Origin of the sequence: Flavonifractor sp. An91 (genome assembly GCF_002159225.1) — a bacterium.
GTDB classification, from domain to species: Bacteria; Bacillota; Clostridia; order Oscillospirales; family Oscillospiraceae; genus Flavonifractor; species Flavonifractor avicola.
In genome coordinates this window covers 1-23687 of record NZ_NFHA01000026.1, presented here as the reverse complement: position 1 = coordinate 23687, position 23687 = coordinate 1, and the positions used below count along the sequence as shown (strand labels likewise).

The window sequence follows — 23687 nt, the reverse complement described above, 5'->3', positions numbered from 1 at the left end:
CTTTGTACACAAAAAGATTTTTACAAGCAAAAACGTCCAGGATAGTATATTTCCAAAGACTGCAATAGGTCATGACCATTCATAATTGTCACATTCGTAATACGAGCTTCATCACGTCCTTCAGGAGTAAAATCGGAAGTTGTAATTACCCAGGCCCTACTTGCATTTCGTGTGCGCATATAGCTATGGACACGCTGGATAGGTGTGGAGCCAATATTATTGCCCTGACGATACCTTTTACATTGGATTAATTCATATTCTCCGTGAATATTGGTAGCAAGGACATCAACACCTCTATCTCCAGAACGCCCAATGACTTCTGCATGCACAAAACCTCTCCGAACAAAATAGTCCGCAATCAATCTTTCAAAGTCATAAGGGTCCATTGTGCACAAATGCTCTCGACCATTAGTGTCATAATCGGTATTGACTGTATTACGAGCAAAAAATTTCCCCTGCTCGGGATCTTCTACAGCATAAACATTCAGCAGTTCTGGAATTAGTCTATTGGCGGTGTGCAATTGATTGATGATTTCTCGACTACCATTTTCCATGAAGGAAGAAAGGTGAATCACATACTCTTCAAAAGTAAAACCTTGTCCATTAGCTGTTAATTCTTCAATTACAACTGGAGCAAACTCACGAAGTCTAATTTCAGCATTCATCTCACGGTTCATCAGAGTATATGGAGATAGGCCAGTCAATCGATACTGTGCACCATTTCTTGTTGTAAACCGATCTAAGGTTCTTCTAATTTTGGTTTCATACATCGGATGAGCTAATCGCATCAATTCACATCTACGCAATTGAGACAAGAACTCCTGATTAAACTGAGTAATCACAAATGGATTGCCTTGATCTGTTGCAGCACTTGTAGCGGCTAAGAAAACGAGTTCGTCAATATCAGTTTCGCCCTCGTACCATCGGCGCTCGCTTTCTTGTAGCTTCAGGAAAATAAAGCATACATCATTTTTGAATGTCCAAGCAGCAGAAGCCAATGCCCGCATTGAAGGATCTGAAATTCCCGCAGAAATAGTTAGAAGTGGCTCAAAACCATGACGTCGCCCAAAATCCTTCAGCTTGTTAAGATCGCTGACCCAATCTCGTTGTTGCGGCCTGAAATATAACACCATAAATCCATGGTCATCAACAATCCGATTCGCTTCAATAAATAATCGTTCAATATCGATAAGAAATTGATTTTTACTATGCTTATCAACTCTGGAGGGAGCATTGCTAATCACGACTTCGTTGTGAAGTCTGTCATCATCGTCTTTTAACGAGTACCCCATAAGCGGATGGATTCTTTGGGCGTGCTCAAAGTATTGAGCGTTATCACCATATGGAGGATCTGTCAGAAGAAGATTGACTGTGTTGGGCAGAATAGTATGCAGAAAGCGTCTATAGTCCATAGAACTTACTTCTAACAAATTTGAGTCAAAGTCTTGCGCAGCGATATAATTTCTGCGTTCTTCCAGTTTCTCCAAAAATCTATGATATAAATTGGTCTCCTTTAGGCGATTTTCAGGGCAATGATTATCTTGACTCTTGCTACGATAGTCAGTGTATTTTCCGCAGTGTGCAATCGAAATAAAAGTATCTTCAAAGAAGGCACGTGTAGCATCCGGAAGTTCAGCAATGGCATCCTTAAGTGTCATCAATGCAATTTGCTGACGCTTGGAGAATAGATTTTGATATGCCGTATACTGTGGGGCTGTAAAATTCAATCGAGAATTCTCGATCAACTCTACATGGGGAAAGTTACAAGGCATAGCCTCCACTTGGAGGCGCACGGCTTCATCAAAATCATCATAATGTTTTTCTGTGCAGCCACAATGACATCTATATCGTCTATTTCTAAAAATTACATTTTCGCCATTTGCTCCAAGGCGTTCGTGTTGTGTTGGATGGTAGTACTCAAGCGGTTCACGGTCAAAGAATAAACCATCAAAAGACAACTCAGCTCCACAGTTTGGACATCTTGTTTTATAGATGGCGTTCATAGTAGGTTCTACCCGCTGCGCAATAAAACGCAAAGCTGCACAATATTCCTCGGAAGACGGAACACCACGAAACGGAGCAGTAGACATTTTATAGGCGTACGGCTCCCACTCATTAAATCGCACATGACGACCAGCATCAAGTGCAGCGTATGCAAATGTACCAGACCCGCCAAAAGGATCTACGACGAGCCCATTCTCATCCGTGAGATTCTTAATCAATGTTCTTGCAATAGTGCGGCTCTTTCTACCAATGAAAGGAAAAATCTGCTCCGATTGATCTCGAGGCTGCCTATTGAGAATTGTGCTTTGCAAGTGAATCATTCGCTGGCGCAGGTTTTCCTGTTCTGCGTAATCTAATAACCAATACATTACTTGCACCTCCATAACCCATCCTGGAACACGAAGAAATCATTGATGACATCGACAAAAGATTTATATTTTGTCGACAGAATTTGCAGGTATCCGCGTTCAAAAGATTCTTTGAGCATACCACAATCGTACAGATCTTGAGATGTTACCTCTTTACGTTCTGCAATGATTCTCTTTGCGCATTCAACCGCAAGCTTTTTTGCCTCGTCTATAGTTCCATTAAATTGTGGCGCTTCACTGATTGCTCTTTTCTGGAATACAACGATATAGTTACCATCAAGCGTGCCTTTAGGAGTCATAATTGTTTTAAAGGACTTTCTTGGTGTAGCACTTGGAATCTGACCACAATATGCCAAACCGTGTTCCTGCATCGTCTTGAGAATATCGCTCCACGATTTCAAATCAAACGAGTGATAAAACATTATGAAATATCCGTTTGTTTTCAGGGCAGGAGAAATGCGACTAAGAATTGCCTCGAAAATACGATTGAAATCGTCACCATCCTTATTTCGGCTTGGGGCATCAGAAACGACCAGTTCGTCTTCTAATGACTCGTCCGTAAATCCTTGCCATCCCATCACTTTGTACCAAAGCTGGTTATACTCGAGATACGGAACCTGATCTGTATAGGGAGGATCGGTCAAAATTAAATCAACAGATTCGTGTGGAAGTAGATCTATTGAAATGTTCTGTGCAGGCATATTCTTGAGAACTATATTTTTCTCATCAACAAAGCTTTTACATTTTTCGCTAAGATATGTTAAACCTTCCTTAAAAGCAGTCGCTTTTTGTTCTATTATCATGACAGCATTTCTTGAAGTAACATCCTTTTGGGGAAGCCAATATGGCATCTGACTGGATGCCTTTTTATCCGATAACTTAATCAAATTAATTGCCGACGAAACAAGCAATTCTAAAATATCGTAGCAATAACTGTTTTGATGCGAATGAAGAATACCGATTATTCGGTCAATTGCAACCAGATTTCTATTGCAGAAATAACTATACACTGTCGCATTAGGTTTAATAGCAATTCGGGAGTTAGGGATCAATGCCTGATCTTCAATATTTTGTTTATCGTTGTGTTTAAACATCTTATACTGCATGATAAATTCACTTGATGCAACTGCTTTTTTTCTGCCAGTTAACTTCCCTTTTTTTTGTAATTTATACCAATACATTGTCGGAACAAGTTCTGCACCATATCTATCAAAATGGCATCTCTCTAATATGCGATTTTCATTCTCTTCAACAAACATATATAGAGGATTGCACGCAGAACGAACTTCCTCGCAGAAAGAATCAATCTCAATTTCAACTTGGTTCAGGTCCCATCTCGACAGAGATGTTTTACACAGCTTATATGCGAGAAGATTGATATCTGTACCGATAGCTTTCCGTCCGAGCTTGCTTGCCTCAATGATGGTAGTACCAGAACCAAACATAGGATCATAAACACATCCGTTATCAGGACAAAACCGTTTGATTATTTCAGAGACAACATTATAAGGTTTACGTGCCATATAGTTGTGCATAAAGCCAGCGGGGTTATCAACGATTGGTTTGAGTTCTTTGATCACTAACAATTTCTCATTCACGTCATGGACGAACTCCTTAGGACGACAAATGAAAATGTATTCATCAACCTTGGATATCGAACTGCGACCTTGTTTTGAATGGCTAAGTTCTACTTTTTCAATTAGAACATCATATTGTTTTTCAGCCAATGTTTGCAGATCGGTAATGTCTACGATGGAATTATCGGAGTAACTAATCATTAACCAAGCCCCAGCTGTGGCACATTTTGTGATAAGCGTCTCAAATGCTCCTAAAGCTTTAGCTTTTTTACCAAAGTCTGATACCCGTCTGTCTTCTCTATATCTACCAATCGAAAGTTCATGCGTCTGGGGATTAATAGCCATTGCTGGATAATCGTATAAGCACAGTGTATTTAGCACGTGGTAGTATCTGGAATAATGCTCTTTGAAATAAGGGGGATCAGCGTATACCAGAGTGCTTTTGTTTAAAACAACAGAATCTAAGCATTCAGAAAAATCAAGGTTATGACAATCAAATGTTGTGTATTCTTTTTTGGAGCATAATCCGGATTTCCGGTACTCTTTCATTAATTCCTTACACTCTTCAATAATGTTGATTTTTCGTTTAGTAAGCAAATTATTGCATGTTGATTTGCTTTTCACTTTTAAGAACTGGGCAAAATGTGTTGTTGTAGAAGCTGCTGCGCTCATGACAGACATTAGGACGGTTAACAGAACATTTTTGGTATGTTCATCCATTACCTGTTCAATGGCGCTACGCAACGCATCAATTTGACAACATTGTGCAATGCCAAAGTAAGCATTAGCAAAGTAAGTTAAAAATAAGCAGGGAAAGTCGAGAGCAGGCTCATTCCCTGGAATTACATGTGAAACCAACTCTGTAAGTTCTTTCATTCGGGGATCGTCGCTATGAGGTTCAAATACAGATGGTGTTTTTTCGCAAAAGGTCTGATATAGCTTATAGTCTACGTTATCAACAAAAAAGGTTTTTTCTGCGAATAGAGCAGTTGATACTTTTTCTTGCAGAAGCATATATTTTTGTTCTACAACTGCCCAAAATGAAGCTTCTTCTAACTCGGAAAAATTACATCCGTTCAATATAGCCTGGTTAATGATATATGCGTAGTACTCAATGTCGTTGCTAATGACATTTTTATATGACTTAAGAGCATAGCCAACAGAACCTGTTCCTGCAAATAGATCAACAACGGTTTGAATTGACTTATTCTTAATTATTGGATCACATATATGAGAAATGATACGTGCTTTACTTCCCATATATTGAAGTGTAGAAATTTCGTTATATTGATTCATTCTATTCGCCTCAATGATTTTTTAAATTGTGGAGAGAAATTGGTAAATGTGAGTTATCTTAGCCGTTTCGCCGTTTCTCCATTGCCAATCCAATCAGCCGATCAGTCTGATCCGCCATAAACAACGGGATGTTCAGTACATCATCATCCAGTTTCAGATTATCCAGTGAGAACCGGACACGAAGTTTAACTTGATCCGGGAATAACTCTTTGAATTTCTTAAGGCTCCTGCTGGTGGTATTGGCTTCGGACTTGACCTCCACAGGGAAAATATCGTTTTCACGCTGAATCAGGAAATCTACTTCATAAGGAGGATTTGTCTGCGACCAGTACCGAGGAGTCACTTCAAACTGTGTAATTAAAGTCTGAAGTACAAAATTTTCGGTTAATGCACCTTTGAATTCGGTAAATAACCGATTACCCTCGCCAAAGGCAGTCGGTGCCAGCTGCGCCAGTCTGCGGAGCAGTCCCACATCTACCAGATAAATCTTAAAGGCAGAGAGGTCATCATAGGCAGCTACAGGCAGGCCGGGAGCAGTACTGCGGTAGATTTTATGCACCAGTCGGGCATCCACCAACCACTGCAAGGCATCCTCGTATTCACGGGCCCGTGCCCCTTCTTTGACTACCTTATAGATAAACTTTTTGTTTTCTCTTGCCAACTGGGACGGTATGGACTTCCATATCATCGAAATCTTGGGGAATTCGCTGATATTAGGGTGTTTGGCAAAGTCACGCTCATAAGCACCAATAATCCCAGACAGGGCTTCCTGCATGGCATCCACATCTCTTGCCTCCGTCCACATCTTGACGGATTCTGGCATACCACCGGTCACATAGTACATCTTCAGCTTTTCATACAGAGGATTAAAAAAGGCATCGGGAATCGGCTCAATGGTGTTTACTGTCTCCAGATAGTTTGCCAGGTTCTCATCCCCGTTGGCCAATAGAAATTCTGTAAAGGTCATAGGATCAATCTGCATGAAGTTAACTTTACCTACCGGAAAAGAAGAAGGTTTTGCTAAGGCAATTCCCAGAAGAGAACCGGCGCAGGCAATGTGATACTGCGGAGCATTCTCACAGAAATACTTCATGGAATTGATGACCTTGGGGCAGTCCTGTACCTCGTCAAAAATAATTAGGGTTTTTTCTGGTGTAATCTTCTGGCCACTTGCCAGCATCAAATTCTGCAAAATTCGGTCTACATCTTTCGTGGTTTCAAAGAATTGCTTGTACTCTTCGTTTTCATCAAAGTTGAAATAAGCAGTGTTGTCGTAGTAACGTTTGCCGAATTCTTTCAGAATCCAGGTCTTGCCGACTTGGCGCACACCTTTCAAAATTAAAGGTTTGCGATAGGGAGAATTCTTCCAGTTCAGCAGTTTCTTCAAAATCAATCGTTCCATATATACACCCCATCACACTTTTATGATAGATTCAGTGTTTTTTAATCACACTTTTATTATATGTCAAAACGGCAAAAAATACAAGCCAAATCACAAAATTATATGTGTTTCAAGGCAGCCTAATCACATTATTATTTGAAGCCTCGGTTTGATTACTTTGGAAATCAAAAGGCCTGGATTTTACATCAAAAGTAGAATCCAGGCCTTTGGGGAGTAACTATAGATTTGTAAAGGAGACGATTAATCTGATTACCGTCCCAAACAGATATGTTTTGGCTACACATTTTCTGCCATATTTGACTTACGACGTTTTCTAAAACATAGCAAGTCAAATGCTCAAATCGGCATCACTTCATTTAGTTTTATCTCCTCTTTCTTTTCTTAGCACTGTGATAGACTTGCGGCCGAGCCTTTCCCCTCATATTGTTGGGATTCTTCAGCAACCTGGACAGGCTCAGTATTCGCATAAACGCCGAGAAATCCTCGGAAGCAATCTTGTCGAAGGGAATCTGCATCTGGTCGCAAAACTCGTGGATTATCCGTTCCTCGTTACTGCCCAGCTGCATGGCACGGTCAAATTTTTCCTTGACCTCTGTGAAGGTCGGCTGTGGATCGGCGGTGGTGCGGTCGGTGACATGGGCCTGACGAATATCCTGAACGATACTGTCCAGATCGTCGTGGATTGTGTGGCTGAAAAAATCACTTTCCTGTACCTGTCCCAGCTCCAGCGTGCGGACATAAAGGTCATTCTCTCCCGGCGCATGGCTGCGGATCACTTCCTGCCGGGTGGCCTCCAGCACCAGATTCATCTGAGCAATCCGCATATCGGCGATTCGGTCAACGAAAATCTCAATATCCGTCATCAACCGCTGGAAGTTCTCATGTGTGGCAATCTCACACAGCAGCCGGTTGTTGATTTTTCCGCTGCTCAATAATGTAACCATATCATCACTCAAATGCAGGGCCTGAAGCTCTGTGTTTGGGTGATTTTTATTTTCCGACAACCCCATCAGGTAATCGGTGGACACCCCATAAAATTCCGCCAGCGTAGCGATAGCAAAGGGGCTGATGTCCTTATAATCGTCACTCTCATATTTGCTGAGAGCAGATTTGGAAAGCCCGGTCTGTTCAGCCAGCTGCTCCAGCGTTAAGTGCTTATCCACCACCCGCAAGTCTTTTAGCCGTTCCGGAATAGACAGTTTTGTGTGCATCTAAAATCCCCCTCTTATCAGGAAAATCCTTCCGTTTATGACCATTATACCATGATTCCATAAGCGTGGAAATATGCTGATTTCAAGCCATTTTCCATCGTTTTGGACATACGGGAGAGGGCCTGTTTTTCCGGTAAAATGAGTTTTGTCAGGAGACATAGAACCTTGAAAACTGAATGACCGGCTGCAAGGGGTATGACCTTTGGGGAAGTGACGCCAAGACAGGAGCGCACCAAGAAGGACAATACGCCGGGGAAAATCCGGGCAGGAGCAATTGCAGGCAAACCGGCGATTAACACATGGAAAATAAACTTTTAGGAGGTTGATTTTTATGAGGTTGAGTATCCGAGAAAAGAAAGTACTGTACGACTTTGCCTGTCCCAACCACCACAACACGGTGACAAGGCTCAAATGGCTCACCGCCCTGACCGTTGACCCGCAGGCCAAGCACCGGATGCTGGAGCTGGCCCGGAAGATGGAAACGGAGATGGCAGAACGCTGGTACACCGACTTTTATCATCAGCTCCGTGCTGAGATGGACGAGTATTACCGTGCCAAGCGCCGCCTGCGTTTGGTAAAGGAAAACACCGAGTATGAGGAGGATCTGTATGACGAAGCTGTCTAAGTATGAGAAAGAAACCATTATCAACTGGAACGAGGCGGAGGACACCGCCAGTATCTACACCTTCAACGCCGATCTGAAGCGCAGGCTGGCCGAGTTCAGCCGCAAGTATCCCCAGCTGTGCCAGTTGGAGCGCAGCACTACTGAGGGCAGCGTGACCTATGTGATGGACAAGTCCCGCCTGTCCATCCGTCTGGTGCCGCCGTACAGTGAGGAGCGACTGGCCGCTACCAGAGAATACGCCAAACAGCACGGATTTCAGGTCTTGCGGACGGACAAGGAGAGCGCCTGAAATCGGGTCAATTCACAGGAAAATGACGGGTCTACACCCGGTATTTTTGCGGTGAATTGGTATCGTGATACCCCAGTATCCCCCATGCCGGGAAATGCGACAAAAGGATCATTCAGAGCCAGAGGAGCTGACAGAAACCGCACAAGCGGTGGAAGTCGGCTTCTCCGGGCAGGAGTACAGAGGGCGGCAAGCCCTTTGTGCTGGGTACAGGGGTGCAGCGCCCTGTTTGGGCCAAGGGGCAAGGCCCATTGGCGGGTTGAGGGCAGCCGCCCCATCGGGTCAAGGGTGAAACGCCTTGCCCAGGGAGAGTTGATGCCTTGCGTCAATTCGTACTGGGTATTACCTGACGCAGAAATCCGCAGGTTTGGCGGCTTCGCCGCTGCTCCCCCTTCGGGAAAAATCAGCAGAGATTGGAGGGATGGAATTTGAAACTGACACGGCACAACGGACGATCCGGCAAGCATGGCACCTATAATCCCCGGCACAATGACCGCCGGTTTGATGTGGAAAACAGCGAACACATTGATGCCCAGCGAGCCAAGAAAAATGTGTACTGGGACTGCTACCGTGGTTTCACTACCCCAGAACTTCGGGAGAACCCGGAACAGCCGGATTTCAGCTTTGAAGAAATTGAGCGGATGTATTACTACGAGCATTATTCCGACCATGTGGATGCCCAAAATGCCCGGAACGAGAAAACACGACATACCGAGCGCAACCGCACGGTGGAAGATCTTTTGAAAAACAACAAGACCTGCCCTGAGGAAAGTATTTACCAGATTGGCACCATGGAAGAATCCGTTCCACCTGGTACGCTGGCACTCATTGTCAGCGAATTTTACGAGGAGTTTGAACGGCGCTTTGGTTCCCATATCCACATTCTGGACTGGGCGCTGCATCTGGATGAGGGTACACCCCACATCCATGAGCGCCATGTGTTTGACTGCAAAAACCGGTATGGAGAGCTGTGTCCCCAACAGGAAAAGGCGCTGGAGGAACTGGGGTTTGAATTGCCTGATCCGAGTAAGCCCAAGGGCAAACACAACAATCGAAAACAGACTTTTGATGCAGTATGCCGGACGCTGCTCTTTGACATCAGCCGCAAACATGGGGTGCATTTGGAGCAGGAGCCGTCCTATGGTGGGCGGGCGTATCTGGAGAAACAGGACTATATCCTGATGAAGCAAAAGGAGCAGTTGGCGGCGCAGGAACAAAAGCTGGAGGAGCTGACCCTAAAAATTGAAGATGTGGAAACACTGGTGGAGGAGGTTTCGGATATTGCCTATGACAAGGCGGTGGAGGTTGTCACCGATACTGTCCGGCTGGAAACCCATAAGGAGGACATCCGGTTGGTGGAAGAAACGAAAACCTGGGTACTCTCGCCGGAACGGAAAGCACCGCAAAAAGAGCGTGAGTATGCCGCTGCCCGGCTGGATGGAGTAATCTCCAAAATCAAAAATGCCATGCAGTCTGCGCTGACAAAAATCCAGAAGAAGCTGATGCAGCCGGAGGTCAAACAGGCTGGTAAACAGCAGATTCAGGAAAAAGCAAAAGAATCCATCTTGGATTTTCTGCACAAAGCAAAGCAGGACAACTCGCAGCGGGAGGAAAACCGGAAAAAGCAACAGCGAAAACAGAATATGGAGCGGTAAGGCATCTGATTTTGCAAACAAATTAGGCGCCTTTCCCTTGAGGAGGTGAGAAACATTGAACAGCGAATCGCAGAGTTTAGTGCCTGCTCCCCGGCAGGCTGAAAGTGATAAATTGACCGTTGATGAAGTGCGGGAAAGTCTTTCCACGACAGAAAAAGGACAACCGGCCAACACCATTGGAAATTGCCGTACGGTGTTTTGCGAAGATCCTCTTTTGCGGGGCGCAATCCGGCTAAATCTGCTGACCGACCGTGTGGATATTGTGCGGGATCTGGGCTGGCGCAGAAGCACCAGCGCCTTGACCGATACCGATGTCAAATATCTGCTCCTTTATTTTGAGCAGAACTATGGTTTGACCAGTGAAAAGAAGCTGATGGCGGCGCTCTCCATCGTGGCAAACGAAAACTGCTATCACCCTATCCAGGATGTGCTGAATAGCCTGGTTTGGGACGACATACCCCGGATACGCTCCTGCCTGCATCATTTTCTGGGGGCAGACGAGAGCAACTATGTGGAAGAAATGCTCAAACACTTCCTGCTGGGAGCCATCCGCCGGGTGTTCCATCCAGGTTCCAAGTATGAGGAACTGCTCTGTCTGGTGGGCGGCCAGGGAGCCGGAAAGTCCACCTTCTTTCGCTTCCTGGCTATACAGGACGAGTGGTTCTCTGATGACCTGAAAAAGCTGGATGACGACAAGGTGTTTGCCAAGCTGCAAGGCCACTGGATCATCGAGATGTCGGAGATGCTGGCCACCAGTAACGCCAAGAGCATCGAGGAGATCCGCTCCTTTATCAGCCGCCAAAAGGAAACCTACCGCACCCCCTACGAGACCCAGCCCAAAGACCGTCTGCGGCAGTGTGTGTTTGGTGGTTCCTCCAACACACTGGATTTCCTACCCCTTGACCGGGCTGGAAATCGCCGGTTCCTGCCGGTGATGATTTACCCGGAGAAAGCGGAGGTTCACATTTTGGAGGACGAAGCCGCTTCCAGAGAATATCTGTTGCAGGTGTGGGCGGAGGCTATGACCATTTACCGCTGCGGAGAGTATTCCATGAAGTTTTCAAAGGAGATTCAGAAGCAGCTGGTGGAGGTTCAAAAGGACTTCATGCCGGAGGATACCGAAGCCGGGCAGATTCAGGGGTTTCTGGAACACTACACCGGCAATGTGGTCTGCTCCAAGCAGCTGTTCAAGGAAGCGTTGGGACACGCCTTTGAGGAGCCAAAGCGCTGGCAGCTGCACAACATCAACGAGATCATGAACACGGTGGTGACGGGCTGGAAGCCTTTCTCCAATCCCAGGATGTTTGCTGGATATGGGCGGCAGCGTGGCTGGGAACGAGAGAGTTTCGGCAACGAACTGCCCGGCAACGAAGGTGGGTTTGTGGAGCTGAGCGAGGAAGAAGTCCGTCAGTTGGAGCTGCCAAAGGAGTGGATTACCTGATTTACGGGGCTTGTTGCCCGGTTGGTTGTCGGCTGGTTGCTGACTTTGTTGCCGTAAAAATGGGGGTATAGACACGGTGAATGCCTGTTAAAGCAAGGCTTTTTGGTGGGTAACTGTTCTCTGACAACGAAAGCAACGAGATTTCACAAGAAAATTTGAAAAGTAAGAAACGATGGCCAGACGATAGGTTACAGGTTTTTCGGAGTCCGTTGCCGGACTTCGTTGCCGATGCCCTTTGTCTGGCTTTTCTGATCTATGGAGGTAGCCTATGGAGAAAGCCCAAAAGCAAGAAAACAAGCAGAGCAAAAAAGTAAAATTTATCGTGATACGGGAGTTTTCAGGTGATAAAACCATGCAGGAAGCCTTTGAACAGCTCATTGAACGGCAAACCTGCGAACACTTTGAAGAATGGCTGGAACGCAAGGCAAGCTGAGGGATTTGGTTGAAGAAAAAACAGGGGCATGGTATAATATGTATATCGTGTCCCTGTTCATAGAAGGAGAACACTATGAGCAGGAAAAAACAAGTCAATCAGAAAATCACAGCCCTCTATTGCCGTATTTCTCTGGACGATGGCGGCGATAACGAGAGTATGAGTATCAGCAATCAAAAAATCATGCTTCGGGACTTTGCCGAAAAAAACGGGATGTTCCAGTATGAGTATTATGTGGACGACGGTTACACAGGCCGTAATTTTAATCGCCCAGCTTTTCAGCGTATGATTGCCGATATTGAGGCCGGTAAAATCGGTTGTGTCATTACCAAAGACCTGTCCAGACTGGGAAGAAATTATATCGAAGCCGGCAGCTATATTGAAATCTTCTTCCCCAAACACAATGTCCGTTATATCGCCATTACTGATGGTGTGGACAGTTTGACCCGTCAGGAAATGGACATCACGCCCTTCAAGAATATCCTGAATGATATGTATAGCCGGGATATTTCCAAGAAAGTGCTGGCGGGGCGTATCACCCGTTCCCGGCAGGGAAAGTTCTGTGGCGGACAGCCTCCCCTGGGGCTGATGCGTGACCCGGAGGATCGGGGGCATTTGATCCTTGACCCGGAGACTGCGCCGGTGATTCGCAAAATCTATGACCTGGCACTGGATGGCTGGGGCTGTATGCGGATTGCCAAGCAGCTGATGGAGGACAAGGTTCCTATCACCAGAGTAAAAGGAAATACCGCCTGTGATGTCAACTACTATGCGTGGGGCGGCGCAAGAATCAGCCATATCCTGCGTAACCCTTTTTATAAGGGCGCTCATCTGGTTTGCCGGACACACCAGAAAGGGATTCGCTCCAACACCTATGACATCATTCCCCGTGAGGACTGGGAAATCATTGAGGGCTGCCATGAAGCGATTGTGACACCGGAGGAATGGGAACAGGTGCAGGCAATCGTAGATCGCAGGCCACCTATTATGAAAGGAAATGCCTGCCCCTTCTACAACTTGTTCCATGGCATTATCTACTGCGCCACCTGTGGGAAATCTATGCAGGTGCGGTATGAGAAGGTTGGCAGAACTGGCAAAAACCGCTTTACCGGCGAGATGCGGGAACCGATTGACAAGGCGTATTATATCTGCCAGACCTACAACCGGTTGGGCAAAAATGCCTGCACCAGTCACAAAATCGAAGCCAGGGATTTATATAATCTCGTCCTGAAAGATATTCAGGAACTGGCAGCGATGGCACTCAAAGATGCAGATGCCTTTTATCAGCGGTTGAGCAGACGGATGGAGCGCCGGTATATGGCGGATGCTTCCGAGATGCAGAAAGAGCGTGAACGCCTGGAAGCCAGAAACCGAGAAATTGACGATATGTTCCTGAGCCTTTATACCGACAAGGCCAAAGGCGTGATCTCTGAGCAGCGGTTTATGAAGCTGACCGCCGCTATGGAGCAGGAGCAGGAAGAAAATCAGCGCCGTTTGCAGGAGCTGTTGCGAATGATTCAGCAGTCCGATGCTCAAGAAAGTGAAGTCTGCACCTTTATCCGGGAGATTCGACAGTATGCCACCATTCAGGAGTTGGATGAAACGGTGTTGAATCGCCTGATCAGCCGGATTCTGGTGGGTGAAGTCAAAAAGATAGACGGCCAGAAGATTCAGGAAGTCAGGATCGTTTATAATTTTGTCGGACAAATCGATATATAATTGTTTTGATTAAGACTAGACTCAGTAACATTAATTATTACAGCAGATGTAATAGAGTTGCTATATTGTTGTGCATTGGAAAATAGGACATTTGAATTAGCGCTAAATAAGGAATATTAATATGATAAAGTTATATAGATATTTTATGCCAAGAAAAGACATTTTTGCAGGTGTCTCAGATTTAAATATTAATTCTTCATATGATATCGAAAAATTTCGGGACATACTTCCAAAAAACTATGATAGCCAATATATAAGACGTCGAATTGAAACAGAGAAAAAGATGTACGATCTATTCAAGGCCAAAGGAGGCTGTCCCGAAAAAAGACATCCGTATTATTTAACTCTAGGTTGTTGCAATGAATGGTTTTTTAAGAAGAAACATTTTTTTGGTAGTGTTGTATTCGATCTTAAGGAATTTGATGAGAAAACCTTGTCTTTTACATATGGTGATTCCATACCAACATTTATGGACAGATTTTATGATGGTAAAGAATATCGTCGCAATATCTACACGTTGAAAGAAATACAGGGTATAATACAAAAATATGGCTATCCCCAACAATGGAACCCCCTTGCAGAGCATGGACCGGAAAATTATATTGAAGTTCAAGTGTGGAGTGAGCACCCTCTTATAGCATATCGACCGTGCTTCTATGCTAAAAACAGCGGGCTTGAAGAGCTTGTTCCGCTACTATCGATGCGTATGATGAAAGCTAAGAATATCCCTGAAACTGGACAACGAGATTACTGTGAATGTATTAAAATAGCAAAATCTAGTCCATGGTGGGATTGGTTCTGTGCGAATATAAGACAGGCAAACCCCAAGGTGTTTCAGGCTAATGTGATTCATGGTATTTCACACAGCTATAAATGCGCACTTATGGCGTTTGTCTTGGCTTCGTTTCAAAGGCTAGATGAAATTGATACCAAGACGCTTGTGTTAGCTGCACTTTATCATGACATCGGGCGAAGCTATTACGATAATGGCCGTTCACACGGTCAGATTGGTGCCGATATAGTTGTTCAATACATTAATTCTAATGAACGCATTCACTGGGGAAAATTAATTCATGCCATTCGTTTTCATGATGCACCAGAGATATTTTCTCAAGATAAAACATTACGTAACTTAAAAGATGTTGATACTTTAGACTATCTTCGCTTGGGCTTTGGTGAATATAATCCTGAATTTTTGCGAGAAGAAGAATCGAAAAAGTTGATTTTATTTTCTCTTGAGTTAAACATTTACACATTCATTGATGCAAATATGATCTTGAAATTAGTGAGCGAGGAGTAAAATAATGGAATTAAATATGCGCAACTATGTTGCTGGTGCAGATTATGGAGAAGTATATAGGCTTTTCACACACATGTCTGTTAATCCTATGATCATCAATAAACCGGATCACAATAGCATGACAGTATTTTCCAAGTGGTTTGATCGACACTTAGAAACAGACTATCATGACTTTATGATATTCACTACGTCTGAAGAGCAATTCGTTGGTTTTGCGTATTCTTACGAGTTTCAAGAGCTCAATGGCCATTGTCAATTTACAGTGGCTGTAAAGCCAGAATTTCAAATGACAGGCGTAGGGGGAATTATTTCAATCAAGTTTTTAAATTATCTTTTTGCACACTATAATTTGCGAAAGGTTTATATCCACATTTATGAACATAATGTTCATTCTCGCCAATGCGTAGAATCTTTTGGGTTTTGTCTAGAAGGAACATTGCAAGAGTATAGATTTTATAACGGCGAGTTTGAGAATGTATTGATTTATGCAGTCACAAGGGAGCGGTTTCACGCCATTATTAAGCAAATGAACTTTTTTAATAATGGCGTATAAACCATAATCTATATTGGAAGGAGGTAATTTGAATGAAAAAGTTCGATGTCTTTAAGGCACCCGCTCTTTGCCCTGCCGGTGAAGCCCCTATCAGCCGTGCGCCTATGTTCTTTGCATCCTGGAAGGATGAAGGCTACGGGAGATGGAGCAATTCTACTGCAAGTTGGAAAGATAGCGGAGGCTGGAGCAACTCTACCGCTAGCTGGAAAGATGGCGGCTACGGACAATGGAGCAACTCTACCTCAAGCTGGCGAGATAGCGGAGGTTGGAGCAACTCTACTGCGAGTTGGCGAGACAGCGGAGGCTGGAGCAATTCTGGCGGAAAGTGATACAATTTAATTGACGGAGCGACCCGTCGGATGGGGACTCCATTCGACGGGTCGCTCACTATTTATTATTAGGAGGAGATTAGCAGTGGGGGCAAATAATGCTTATCTTGCTTTGGGGTATGCCTGTAATGAAAAATGTAGGTGTTGCCCCCTAATACATAAAAATGATCGTGAAAAATTTATTCCTTTGGATCGCCTTCTGAAGGAAGCTGATCAGATAGTATCATACGGCGTACGCGATGTAACGTTGTCTGGAGGAGAGCCGACAATTCATCAAGACCTGTTTCAATTAATTACATACTTTCACACGAAAGGAATCAATGTGCATATCCTTTCTAACGGAGAGCGTTTTTCAGATAAATCATATGCAAATGAATTCTTAGAATTGCAAAAAAATGGTGTATTAACAGTTACTACTACATTTCACAGTTGGAATGCAGCAGAACACGAGTATCAAAATGGTTCACAGGGAAGTTTTTTGCGAAGTCTGCAGGGCCTCCAGTATTTAGATAGAAATGGTGTTCAGATTTCGGTAAAACATTGCATTACAGCAAATAATTATCGCCAACTTCCCCAATATATTCAGTTTGTAATAGGGGCTTTTTCTTCCCAGGCAGAAATCCAGCTCTGGGGAATTGATTTAAATGGCTTAGAGAGAAAATTTGCGCAGGCAAATTTTGTTGATTTTCAATTGGTGAAACCTTACATTGAAGAGGCCATCGATGTGTTTGAGTCATCGGGAAGAGCAAAAGATCAAATTCTTTCAATCAACAATCTTCCTCTATGTATGTGTGATTGCTATTATTGGAAATATTTTACTTCACCCAAAGCAGATTCTTATGTTGATCACAAAAAAGGCGGTGAAATCATGGAGGCGAATTCAGGACCGCTTTCTATACACTGCCAAAAGTGTCCCTTTTATAATAGTTGTATGGGCGCCTATTTTAGCGATTTTGAGATATTTGGTAATAATATTGTGTCCGTTCCAAAAGAGGAAGCTGAAATAAATCATTTTCAGAGAAGTTTCAAGTTTTATACAGAACAAGCTATAGAAAAGATGGTGTTTTCTCCGTATTTAAACCATGAACTACGTCGAAACGGCTACACGATAACAAATTATCTATCAGGAGAAACTATCCAAATTCGACTAAAGACAAAGGAAATTCTCCATTTGCAGAAAATGCTGTTTTATGGTGTTTCTCTCGATGAATTAATTTTGTGCTTAAATGAATTTGGCTTAAACGGAGTGACAGTAGTGGACGAATGGATGAGAAAGGGAGTGATTGAATAATGGATTACCAATATCTTTTGCCTTTTGAATGGAACGAATTTTCATTTTGTGGTGCTCATTGTTTTTTTACAGACAAATGGTCTTTTTTGTTGTCCCAAAATGGTTCATCAATAATATTACAGAATAGTCTCGTGCAGTCCATTGAAAACAAAAAATTGTCGGAAGATCTGGCGTTTAAACTTTATCAACGTGGATTTGGATTAGTATACGGACAGGAACGTTTTTCAAATTTCTGCCATGATATACGACCCACATTATTCATGATCGATTTTACAACCAAATGCAACTGTAATTGCATCTACTGCCTACGCCATTTTGAGGGAGTTGGAAATGATATTTCCGATGATATGTTGAAACAGATTACTCAGTATATAATTACATACTGTAAGCAAAACAATATTTATCATATTTCTTTTCAGCCATGGGGTGGGGAACCACTAATTATGCTGGATCAAATATTAAAGTGTAAGCAAATGTTTGAAAAAGCTCAAATCCGAGCTGATTTTAATATTCAAACGAACGGTTTGCTACTTAATCTAACAAATTATGAGAAATTGCGAAAGTCTCATATTGCCATTGGTGTGAGTCTAGATGGAATTGAAGCTGTGCATGATGCTCACCGGTTAGACACTTCTGGAAATACTACGCATAGCAGAGTTGTCAAAAATATAAGGGAAATACTTGCAAAATATCCTGATGCAAATATTGGGACATTGAGCGTTAACTCTGTCTATTCTTTTGATCATGTTGAAGAAAATATAGACTATTTAGTTAATGAAATTGGATTACACAGTATTAAGTTTAATTTGGTCCATCCTAGTGGTACAAAATCATTCGATTATTCAATGTTAATTTCGGAAAAATCATTAGAAAAATACGTGGATAAGCTATTCAACGCAGTGGTTCAACAAACTCGATGTGGCCGAAATTTCCGAGAAGCAAATATTACTGATAAACTGAGAAACCTTCTTGATCGTTCGAATAACAACATTTGCAATTCAATGGGGTGCCGCGGAGGCATTTCCTTTATTTCCTTTGATCAGAAAGGAAATATTTACCCTTGTGAGATGATTGGGCGACCTGAATTTTGCCTTGGAAATATCGAGAATCAGGGGGATAATCTTCTGGATCTGATTCATAGCGCCCAGGAGCATAATCATTATTATGCTCCGAAAAAAACAGAAACGTGTTCTGATTGTCCGTACCTGTATTTTTGTCGGGGAGGATGTAAAGCGAATTGCTTAGCATATGGCAAAGAACCTTTCCAGATCGATCACATCGAGTGCGCGTTGAACCGGAGTTTGTATCCCCGTCTGATTGAATTGATTCTCACAGAGCCTGAGTTAGTTGAAAGAATGTCAGGCCTTCACATACAAAGGAGGTAATTGGATGTGTTAGATCAATCCTTTTTTTATAAACGATTTTCCATTGGGTTGACCTTGGACACTAGTTTAAAAGAATTTAATGCATTCTTGGACAAATATTCGGATTATATTAATAATTTTTATTTTTCGCTGCCAATGGGTGATAAATTCCATGCAAGGACACAGGTTATAAAACAAATGCATGACCCTAAACTTGTAGATCGATTCTGGCAGCTTCTGGGTTGTATTCGTTCCCATAACATCAAGATGGAACTGGTACTAAATAATGGAAGGGTAAGCCGTGATGACGTCAAAAGATCTGCTCGGATGTTATATGATCACGGAGTCAATGTTGATTTGGTTGGAATAACGGATGATATTTATAATGATGTAAAATCCTTTTTCCCAACACAAAGGATTGTCTATAGTTTTAAAAATCATATCCATACGGAAAAAGAGTTTGCAGCCTTGACTCACCGGTATGATGAGATCGTATTAGGGCGTCAGAATATCCGAAATACATCCCTTTTTTCATTTATCAAGCAGCATTTGCACGCTGATGTAGTCCTTCTGCTTAATAACGGATGTTCACACGTTTGTGGTGGATGCACAACTTTGAAGAATTGCCATCGTGCTTATTATCAAGAAAAATTTCAGCATAGTCCGGAATATCTGTATGCGCTGCAAAGTCTCATGCCTTTTGAAATTCATACCGGGCTGCTGGATGTGTCTAATGTGCACTTATTCAAAATCAGTTCCCGCAATGCGTCTCTGAAATATATAAAAGATTGCCTGGATAGCTATCTGTTTTGTGAGGAGGATTCGTACATCAAGCAAAACATCGAAAATTATATGCTATGGTCCAGACTAGCTTGGCATACAGAGTATTTCAACGGTTTTTCATTGGAGCGTATCAGAGCAACAAAGGAAAAGATTTACCAAGGAATAAAATCGAGTGAATTCCCCTCCTATGTTCGAGTGATATTGGATTTACGCAATCAGTATCTGTTCCAGGGAGACCAGGTGCCGGATCTACCTGTATTGGAAGAAAAACTGAAAACATTTTTTGGCAGAATTCCCATGAAGGTAGAAGGGTACCTCATTGGCGTATCAAACTGTGCCAATCTATTAAGCCACATTTATATAAATCATATGAAGTCTCTTCTTAATACACTGAGCAGTACTGGGCGTAAAGTGTATTTTTCCGTTCCGCCTCTAACACAAAGCCAGCACTTCGCATTTGTAAATCTTTGGAATTGTTTGAAGGAATGTATCAAAGCAAAGTATCTTGATTGTTTAGTGGTTAATGATATTGACACAGAGTCTTTTTTCAAGAATTATTTTCAAGTTTCGATAGCTTTCGGAGAGAGGCTAACGAAAAGACATATCCAGACTGTAAAAAATGACTATCTGACAGGAAATGAACCAGGCTTTGGAAAAGACCTAATAGATGCATTTCTTCGGGAAGAATATGTCAAAAATGATATTTGTTTTATATTGTGCAATATGCCGGGTGGAGGTATGTGTATTAGCCCTTATGAATCTGTCCAGATTCATACTTTAGTTGGACTTGTAGAAAACTATGATGGAGCCTGTCCGCAGTCTCATGAAAAAACGTGCGATGGGAAATGCATGACCGCAATGAACACGATTCTGAAATCTGAATATGGAGATAAGTTGGTGATTTGCGCCAATTCGGTATGCGATGTTGTGAAAATCTCAGATAGTGTTCTGAAAACTGTTTTAGAAAATAGGGCTTGCGTTGTTATTCCATCAATTTGGAGGGAGTTGCTGTAGATGGAAAATTATCCGGATTACCCTGTACGCAAAGTTTTGAATCTGCTTGCATTGCTGCAAACTAGCGTTGAACTTTATGGCACGCAGGCTGCTTTTTGTAGAACACAAGAAAAGATTACATATCATCAGTTTGAGAGAGCAGTGCTGTGTGTTGCAGGTTCTCTGATACACGATCAGGGCCGTTTTATTCTAATTCATGCAGAAGATCCTTTTTTATTTGCAGCGGCTTATTTTGCAACTGTAATTACAGGGAATATTGCAGTACTGATAGATATGGAACATTGCCCATCTGGCGCAGTACTTCCTCCCATTGAATATACTCTGACCGATACGGACATTCTCAAACATCTGGATATCCCTCCCATTTCCTACAATAGCGTACCCCCTCAAAACTCAGAAACGGTTTGTACTATTATTTACAGTTCTGGTACCACTAGTGCATCAAAAGGAATCATGTTATCGCAAAAAAATCTTTGTTGCAATGTTATGAGTGGTTTGGAAAAATATCGTTTTTCCTGTGAGGATCGGTTGCTCCAATTAATTCCTTATTATCATGCTTTCGGTCTAGTGTGTGATTTGCTGGCTCCGTTGTTGTCTGGAAGTGCAATCTGCATACCGGACAGCAAAGCGCAGGCGCTATCCCAAATGGCATCTTTCAGACCGACGATGATGAATGTGCCTCCCGCTGTAGCAGAAGCGTTTTTGACTCTAGCTAGACGAACGAAAAATCTAGATATATTTACTGGCGGACAACTCCGCAAACTATTATGTGGAGGAGCAGGCCTTCGGGCAGAAACAACAAAAGCTTTACTGCAATGGAATATTAAAGCGTTAGGCTGCTATGGTGTAAGCGAATGTTCACCTTGTATTAGCGTTAACAGGGATAACTATTATAAAGCAGGTAGTGCTGGAATTCCGTTAAATTGCAATAAAGTCCGCATCGCTGAGGATGGTGAAATTATAATCCGCGGAGATAATGTAATGCTTGGGTACTATGGTGATCCAGAGTTAACTGCGCAAGTAATTGTAGACGGAGAATACCATACTGGCGATCTTGGATATTGGGATGAAGATGGATTCCTCTATGTCAGTGGAAGAAAAAATAATATAATTGTATTCGAAGATGGAACCAAATGTTTGCCCGAAAAATTAGAAGAAGTTATTTTAAAGCACCCTGGAGTGCAAGAGGTCATAGTTTTTGCAAGGAAGACAAGCAGCGGATTACGACTATGCTCCTTAGTTTATGTTCCAGAGATAGCGAGACAGGAAGAGATAAAAAAATATATTCTGAGCATCCCAACCTATCAGCCTTTTTTTAGCATTGAATTTACACAAAAGCCGTTACCAAAAACTAATACTGGAAAGGTGAAGAGAAATGTATGGAACTGAAGGACTTAATTAAAGTAATTGAACGATTCATACCCGATTATAGGAATAGCGTAACAGATGAAACACTCCTAACGGATTTGGGCCTTTCTTCCTTGGACATGATGATTTTAATTTGTGAAATAGAGAAAATTTATAAAATTGATATCGATTTAACTATGTTGAAAAATATAAAAACTGTTAAGGACTTTTATGCTGCAGTTATACAATGAAAGGAAGGGCTTAAATGCAAAGTTTTCTGTTCACAGAATTGCTGTTTCCTGCTATTTCTACAGTAATCGGGGCGTTGGTTGGCGGATTATTTGCCTATAAAATCGCAAAAGAGAGATTTGCGTCTGATTATATAAACGAAGGGAAACTAGGGATTTCGATAGTGAGCGATTCCGCTAGGAACATCAAAGATACGGCCAATGAGTTGTACATTATTTTAATAAATAGGACAGGCCGTTCGACGACAGAATTTCTTTCATTACTTATAGATAAAAATAATGTTTTAGAAAATTATTTGAATATCTTTACATCGGACTGGAAAAATTATCGAGAAAAAATCCTTTCTTGTACTTTTCCTTACATTTGTAAAGATTCGGATAAGCGCAAAAATTTCTGTGAGATATCTGAAACAATCAAAGAGACATATATAATTATCGGAGAATATCAAGATCTAATAAAAGATTGCTACAAGGAAATCAAGCGTGAGGACACACGCGAATTTACGGCGAAAACTATATCATTCATGGGCACACTCGATGCTCAAACAAAGCTGTCATCTGCAAAAGATCGATTGCAACAATTGGTTAAAAAATGCGAATTAATATGTAACCAACAAAGGTTAACGGATGAAAATGAAACTCGTCGGGCATGATAGTGGCGAATAAATTATTGCATTGCCATATGAGTTGTTGGAAGTTAATAAACGCAAAAATTTATGAGTTCACTGTGGTTAAATTCAACTATATATGGTTTTTGTTTCAACTTTGACACTATTTCTATGTACGCGGTACGCGCAATAATGATTCTACATATGTATTTATCAATTCAGTCGTAACAACTCCTTCTCGGCTAAGAGAAGGGGTTGTTTTTTATGTATTTTGAATTCATCACTTGACATTATGGCAAAGAGCTTATGAGCCAGGATGAACTGGCCGTCATGGACGGCGGCAAGTGTATCCTCCAGCTGCGCGGTGTGCGGCCTTTCCTCTCGGACAAGTACGACATCACCAAGCACCCCAATTACCCGTACACCGCCGACGCGGACCCCAAGAACGCCTTTGACATCGAGGCGTTCCTGTCCACCCGGCTCAAGCTCAAGCCCAACGAGGTCTACGATGTGTATGAAGTAGACGCAGAGGGCGTGTAAATCTGTTCCGCTGTGAAAGACCTGCTAATAAAAGTCAAGTAGAAATTTCAGATTTTTAGGGAGGCGAAAAAATGCAATACAAAATCAAGCCGCTGAGCATCTCAAAATTAAAACGGCGGCCAGCCAGATGGTATGACACGAAAATTAGTTGTGCTCCAGAGAATCCAAATAGGTTTTCACAGAGGCGTAGTAGATGCGCAGGAACTTGTTGGCGGATGCCATCATGTAGACACGGTATGGCTTGCCCTCAGAGCGTTTCTTGTTCATGAACTGGTAGACCGGCTCATCCATTG

18 protein-coding genes and 2 pseudogenes are annotated in these 23687 nt (G+C 42.6%); 15 read left to right on the top strand and 5 right to left on the bottom strand.

Features of this window, described 5'->3' with window-relative positions; translation table 11 throughout:
- Positions 1-20: 20 nt before the first annotated feature.
- The 4 genes from B5G42_RS13355 to B5G42_RS13340 all read right to left on the bottom strand — a co-directional run bounded on the left by B5G42_RS13355 (position 21) and on the right by B5G42_RS13340 (position 7858).
- Positions 21-2372 (bottom strand): restriction endonuclease, encoded by a 2352-nt coding sequence (locus B5G42_RS13355; protein ID WP_087171081.1) that lies wholly within the window; start codon positions 2370-2372, stop codon positions 21-23.
- Entirely contained in the window at positions 2372-5209 is a 2838-nt protein-coding gene (locus B5G42_RS13350; RefSeq protein ID WP_242961229.1) for a DNA adenine methylase, read from the bottom strand. Before B5G42_RS13350 ends, B5G42_RS13355 begins: the two co-directional genes overlap by 1 nt.
- 94 nt (positions 5210-5303) lie before the next feature.
- Entirely contained in the window at positions 5304-6647 is a 1344-nt protein-coding gene (locus B5G42_RS13345) for an ATP-binding protein (RefSeq protein ID WP_087171083.1), read from the bottom strand.
- A 362-nt stretch (positions 6648-7009) separates the two neighbouring features.
- Positions 7010-7858, bottom strand: a complete 849-nt coding sequence (locus B5G42_RS13340; RefSeq protein ID WP_087171084.1) for a helix-turn-helix domain-containing protein — start codon at positions 7856-7858, stop codon at positions 7010-7012.
- Positions 7859-8189: 331 nt separating this feature from the next.
- On the opposite strand from B5G42_RS13340, the gene B5G42_RS13335 reads away from it, so the two are divergent.
- The 15 genes and pseudogenes from B5G42_RS13335 to B5G42_RS13265 all read left to right on the top strand — a co-directional run.
- Positions 8190-8483, top strand: a complete 294-nt coding sequence (locus B5G42_RS13335) for a hypothetical protein (protein ID WP_087171085.1) — start codon at positions 8190-8192, stop codon at positions 8481-8483.
- The gene (locus tag B5G42_RS13330) at positions 8467-8772 is read left to right on the top strand and encodes a molecular chaperone (RefSeq protein WP_087271289.1); all 306 of its coding nucleotides are present in this window, start codon (positions 8467-8469) and stop codon (positions 8770-8772) included. Before B5G42_RS13335 ends, B5G42_RS13330 begins: the two co-directional genes overlap by 17 nt.
- Positions 8773-9197: 425 nt before the next feature.
- Complete coding sequence (locus B5G42_RS13325; protein WP_087171087.1) at positions 9198-10424, top strand: serine/arginine repetitive matrix protein 2; 1227 nt, start codon at positions 9198-9200, stop codon at positions 10422-10424.
- Between the two features lie 79 nt (positions 10425-10503).
- Positions 10504-11865 (top strand): virulence-associated E family protein, encoded by a 1362-nt coding sequence (locus B5G42_RS13320; protein WP_242957507.1) that lies wholly within the window; start codon positions 10504-10506, stop codon positions 11863-11865.
- A gap of 268 nt (positions 11866-12133) precedes the next feature.
- Positions 12134-12298: a hypothetical protein gene (locus B5G42_RS18380; RefSeq protein ID WP_164475027.1), complete on the top strand. Its 165-nt coding sequence runs from the start codon at positions 12134-12136 to the stop codon at positions 12296-12298.
- Between the two features lie 75 nt (positions 12299-12373).
- Positions 12374-14017 carry a recombinase family protein gene (locus tag B5G42_RS13315; RefSeq protein WP_087171089.1) on the top strand — a complete coding sequence of 548 codons (1644 nt, stop codon included), beginning with the start codon at positions 12374-12376 and terminating at the stop codon, positions 14015-14017.
- A gap of 121 nt (positions 14018-14138) precedes the next feature.
- Positions 14139-15317: an HD domain-containing protein gene (locus B5G42_RS13310; protein WP_087171090.1), complete on the top strand. Its 1179-nt coding sequence runs from the start codon at positions 14139-14141 to the stop codon at positions 15315-15317.
- Positions 15318-15321: 4 nt separating this feature from the next.
- Positions 15322-15870 carry a GNAT family N-acetyltransferase gene (locus tag B5G42_RS13305; protein ID WP_087171091.1) on the top strand — a complete coding sequence of 183 codons (549 nt, stop codon included), beginning with the start codon at positions 15322-15324 and terminating at the stop codon, positions 15868-15870.
- Between the two features lie 414 nt (positions 15871-16284).
- Positions 16285-17490, top strand: coding sequence for a radical SAM protein (locus B5G42_RS13295; RefSeq protein WP_162609081.1), 1206 nt, complete (start codon positions 16285-16287; stop codon positions 17488-17490).
- The gene (locus B5G42_RS13290) at positions 17490-18875 is read left to right on the top strand and encodes a radical SAM/SPASM domain-containing protein (RefSeq protein ID WP_087171094.1); all 1386 of its coding nucleotides are present in this window, start codon (positions 17490-17492) and stop codon (positions 18873-18875) included. Before B5G42_RS13295 ends, B5G42_RS13290 begins: the two co-directional genes overlap by 1 nt.
- A gap of 6 nt (positions 18876-18881) precedes the next feature.
- Positions 18882-20651, top strand: a complete 1770-nt coding sequence (locus tag B5G42_RS13285; RefSeq protein WP_087171095.1) for a hypothetical protein — start codon at positions 18882-18884, stop codon at positions 20649-20651.
- Positions 20652-22040 (top strand): class I adenylate-forming enzyme family protein, encoded by a 1389-nt coding sequence (locus B5G42_RS13280; protein WP_087171096.1) that lies wholly within the window; start codon positions 20652-20654, stop codon positions 22038-22040.
- The gene (locus B5G42_RS13275) at positions 22031-22249 is read left to right on the top strand and encodes an acyl carrier protein (protein WP_087171097.1); all 219 of its coding nucleotides are present in this window, start codon (positions 22031-22033) and stop codon (positions 22247-22249) included. The genes B5G42_RS13280 and B5G42_RS13275 overlap by 10 nt, the downstream gene beginning before the upstream one ends.
- A 14-nt stretch (positions 22250-22263) precedes the next feature.
- Complete coding sequence (locus B5G42_RS13270) at positions 22264-22899, top strand: hypothetical protein (RefSeq protein WP_087271283.1); 636 nt, start codon at positions 22264-22266, stop codon at positions 22897-22899.
- Between the two features lie 249 nt (positions 22900-23148).
- Positions 23149-23394, top strand: a pseudogene (locus B5G42_RS13265) (conjugal transfer protein TraG); the annotation flags it as partial.
- 144 nt (positions 23395-23538) lie between these two features.
- Here the strand turns inward: B5G42_RS13265 and B5G42_RS17945 are convergent.
- A pseudogene (locus tag B5G42_RS17945) lies at positions 23539-23687 on the bottom strand (IS110 family transposase); the annotation flags it as partial.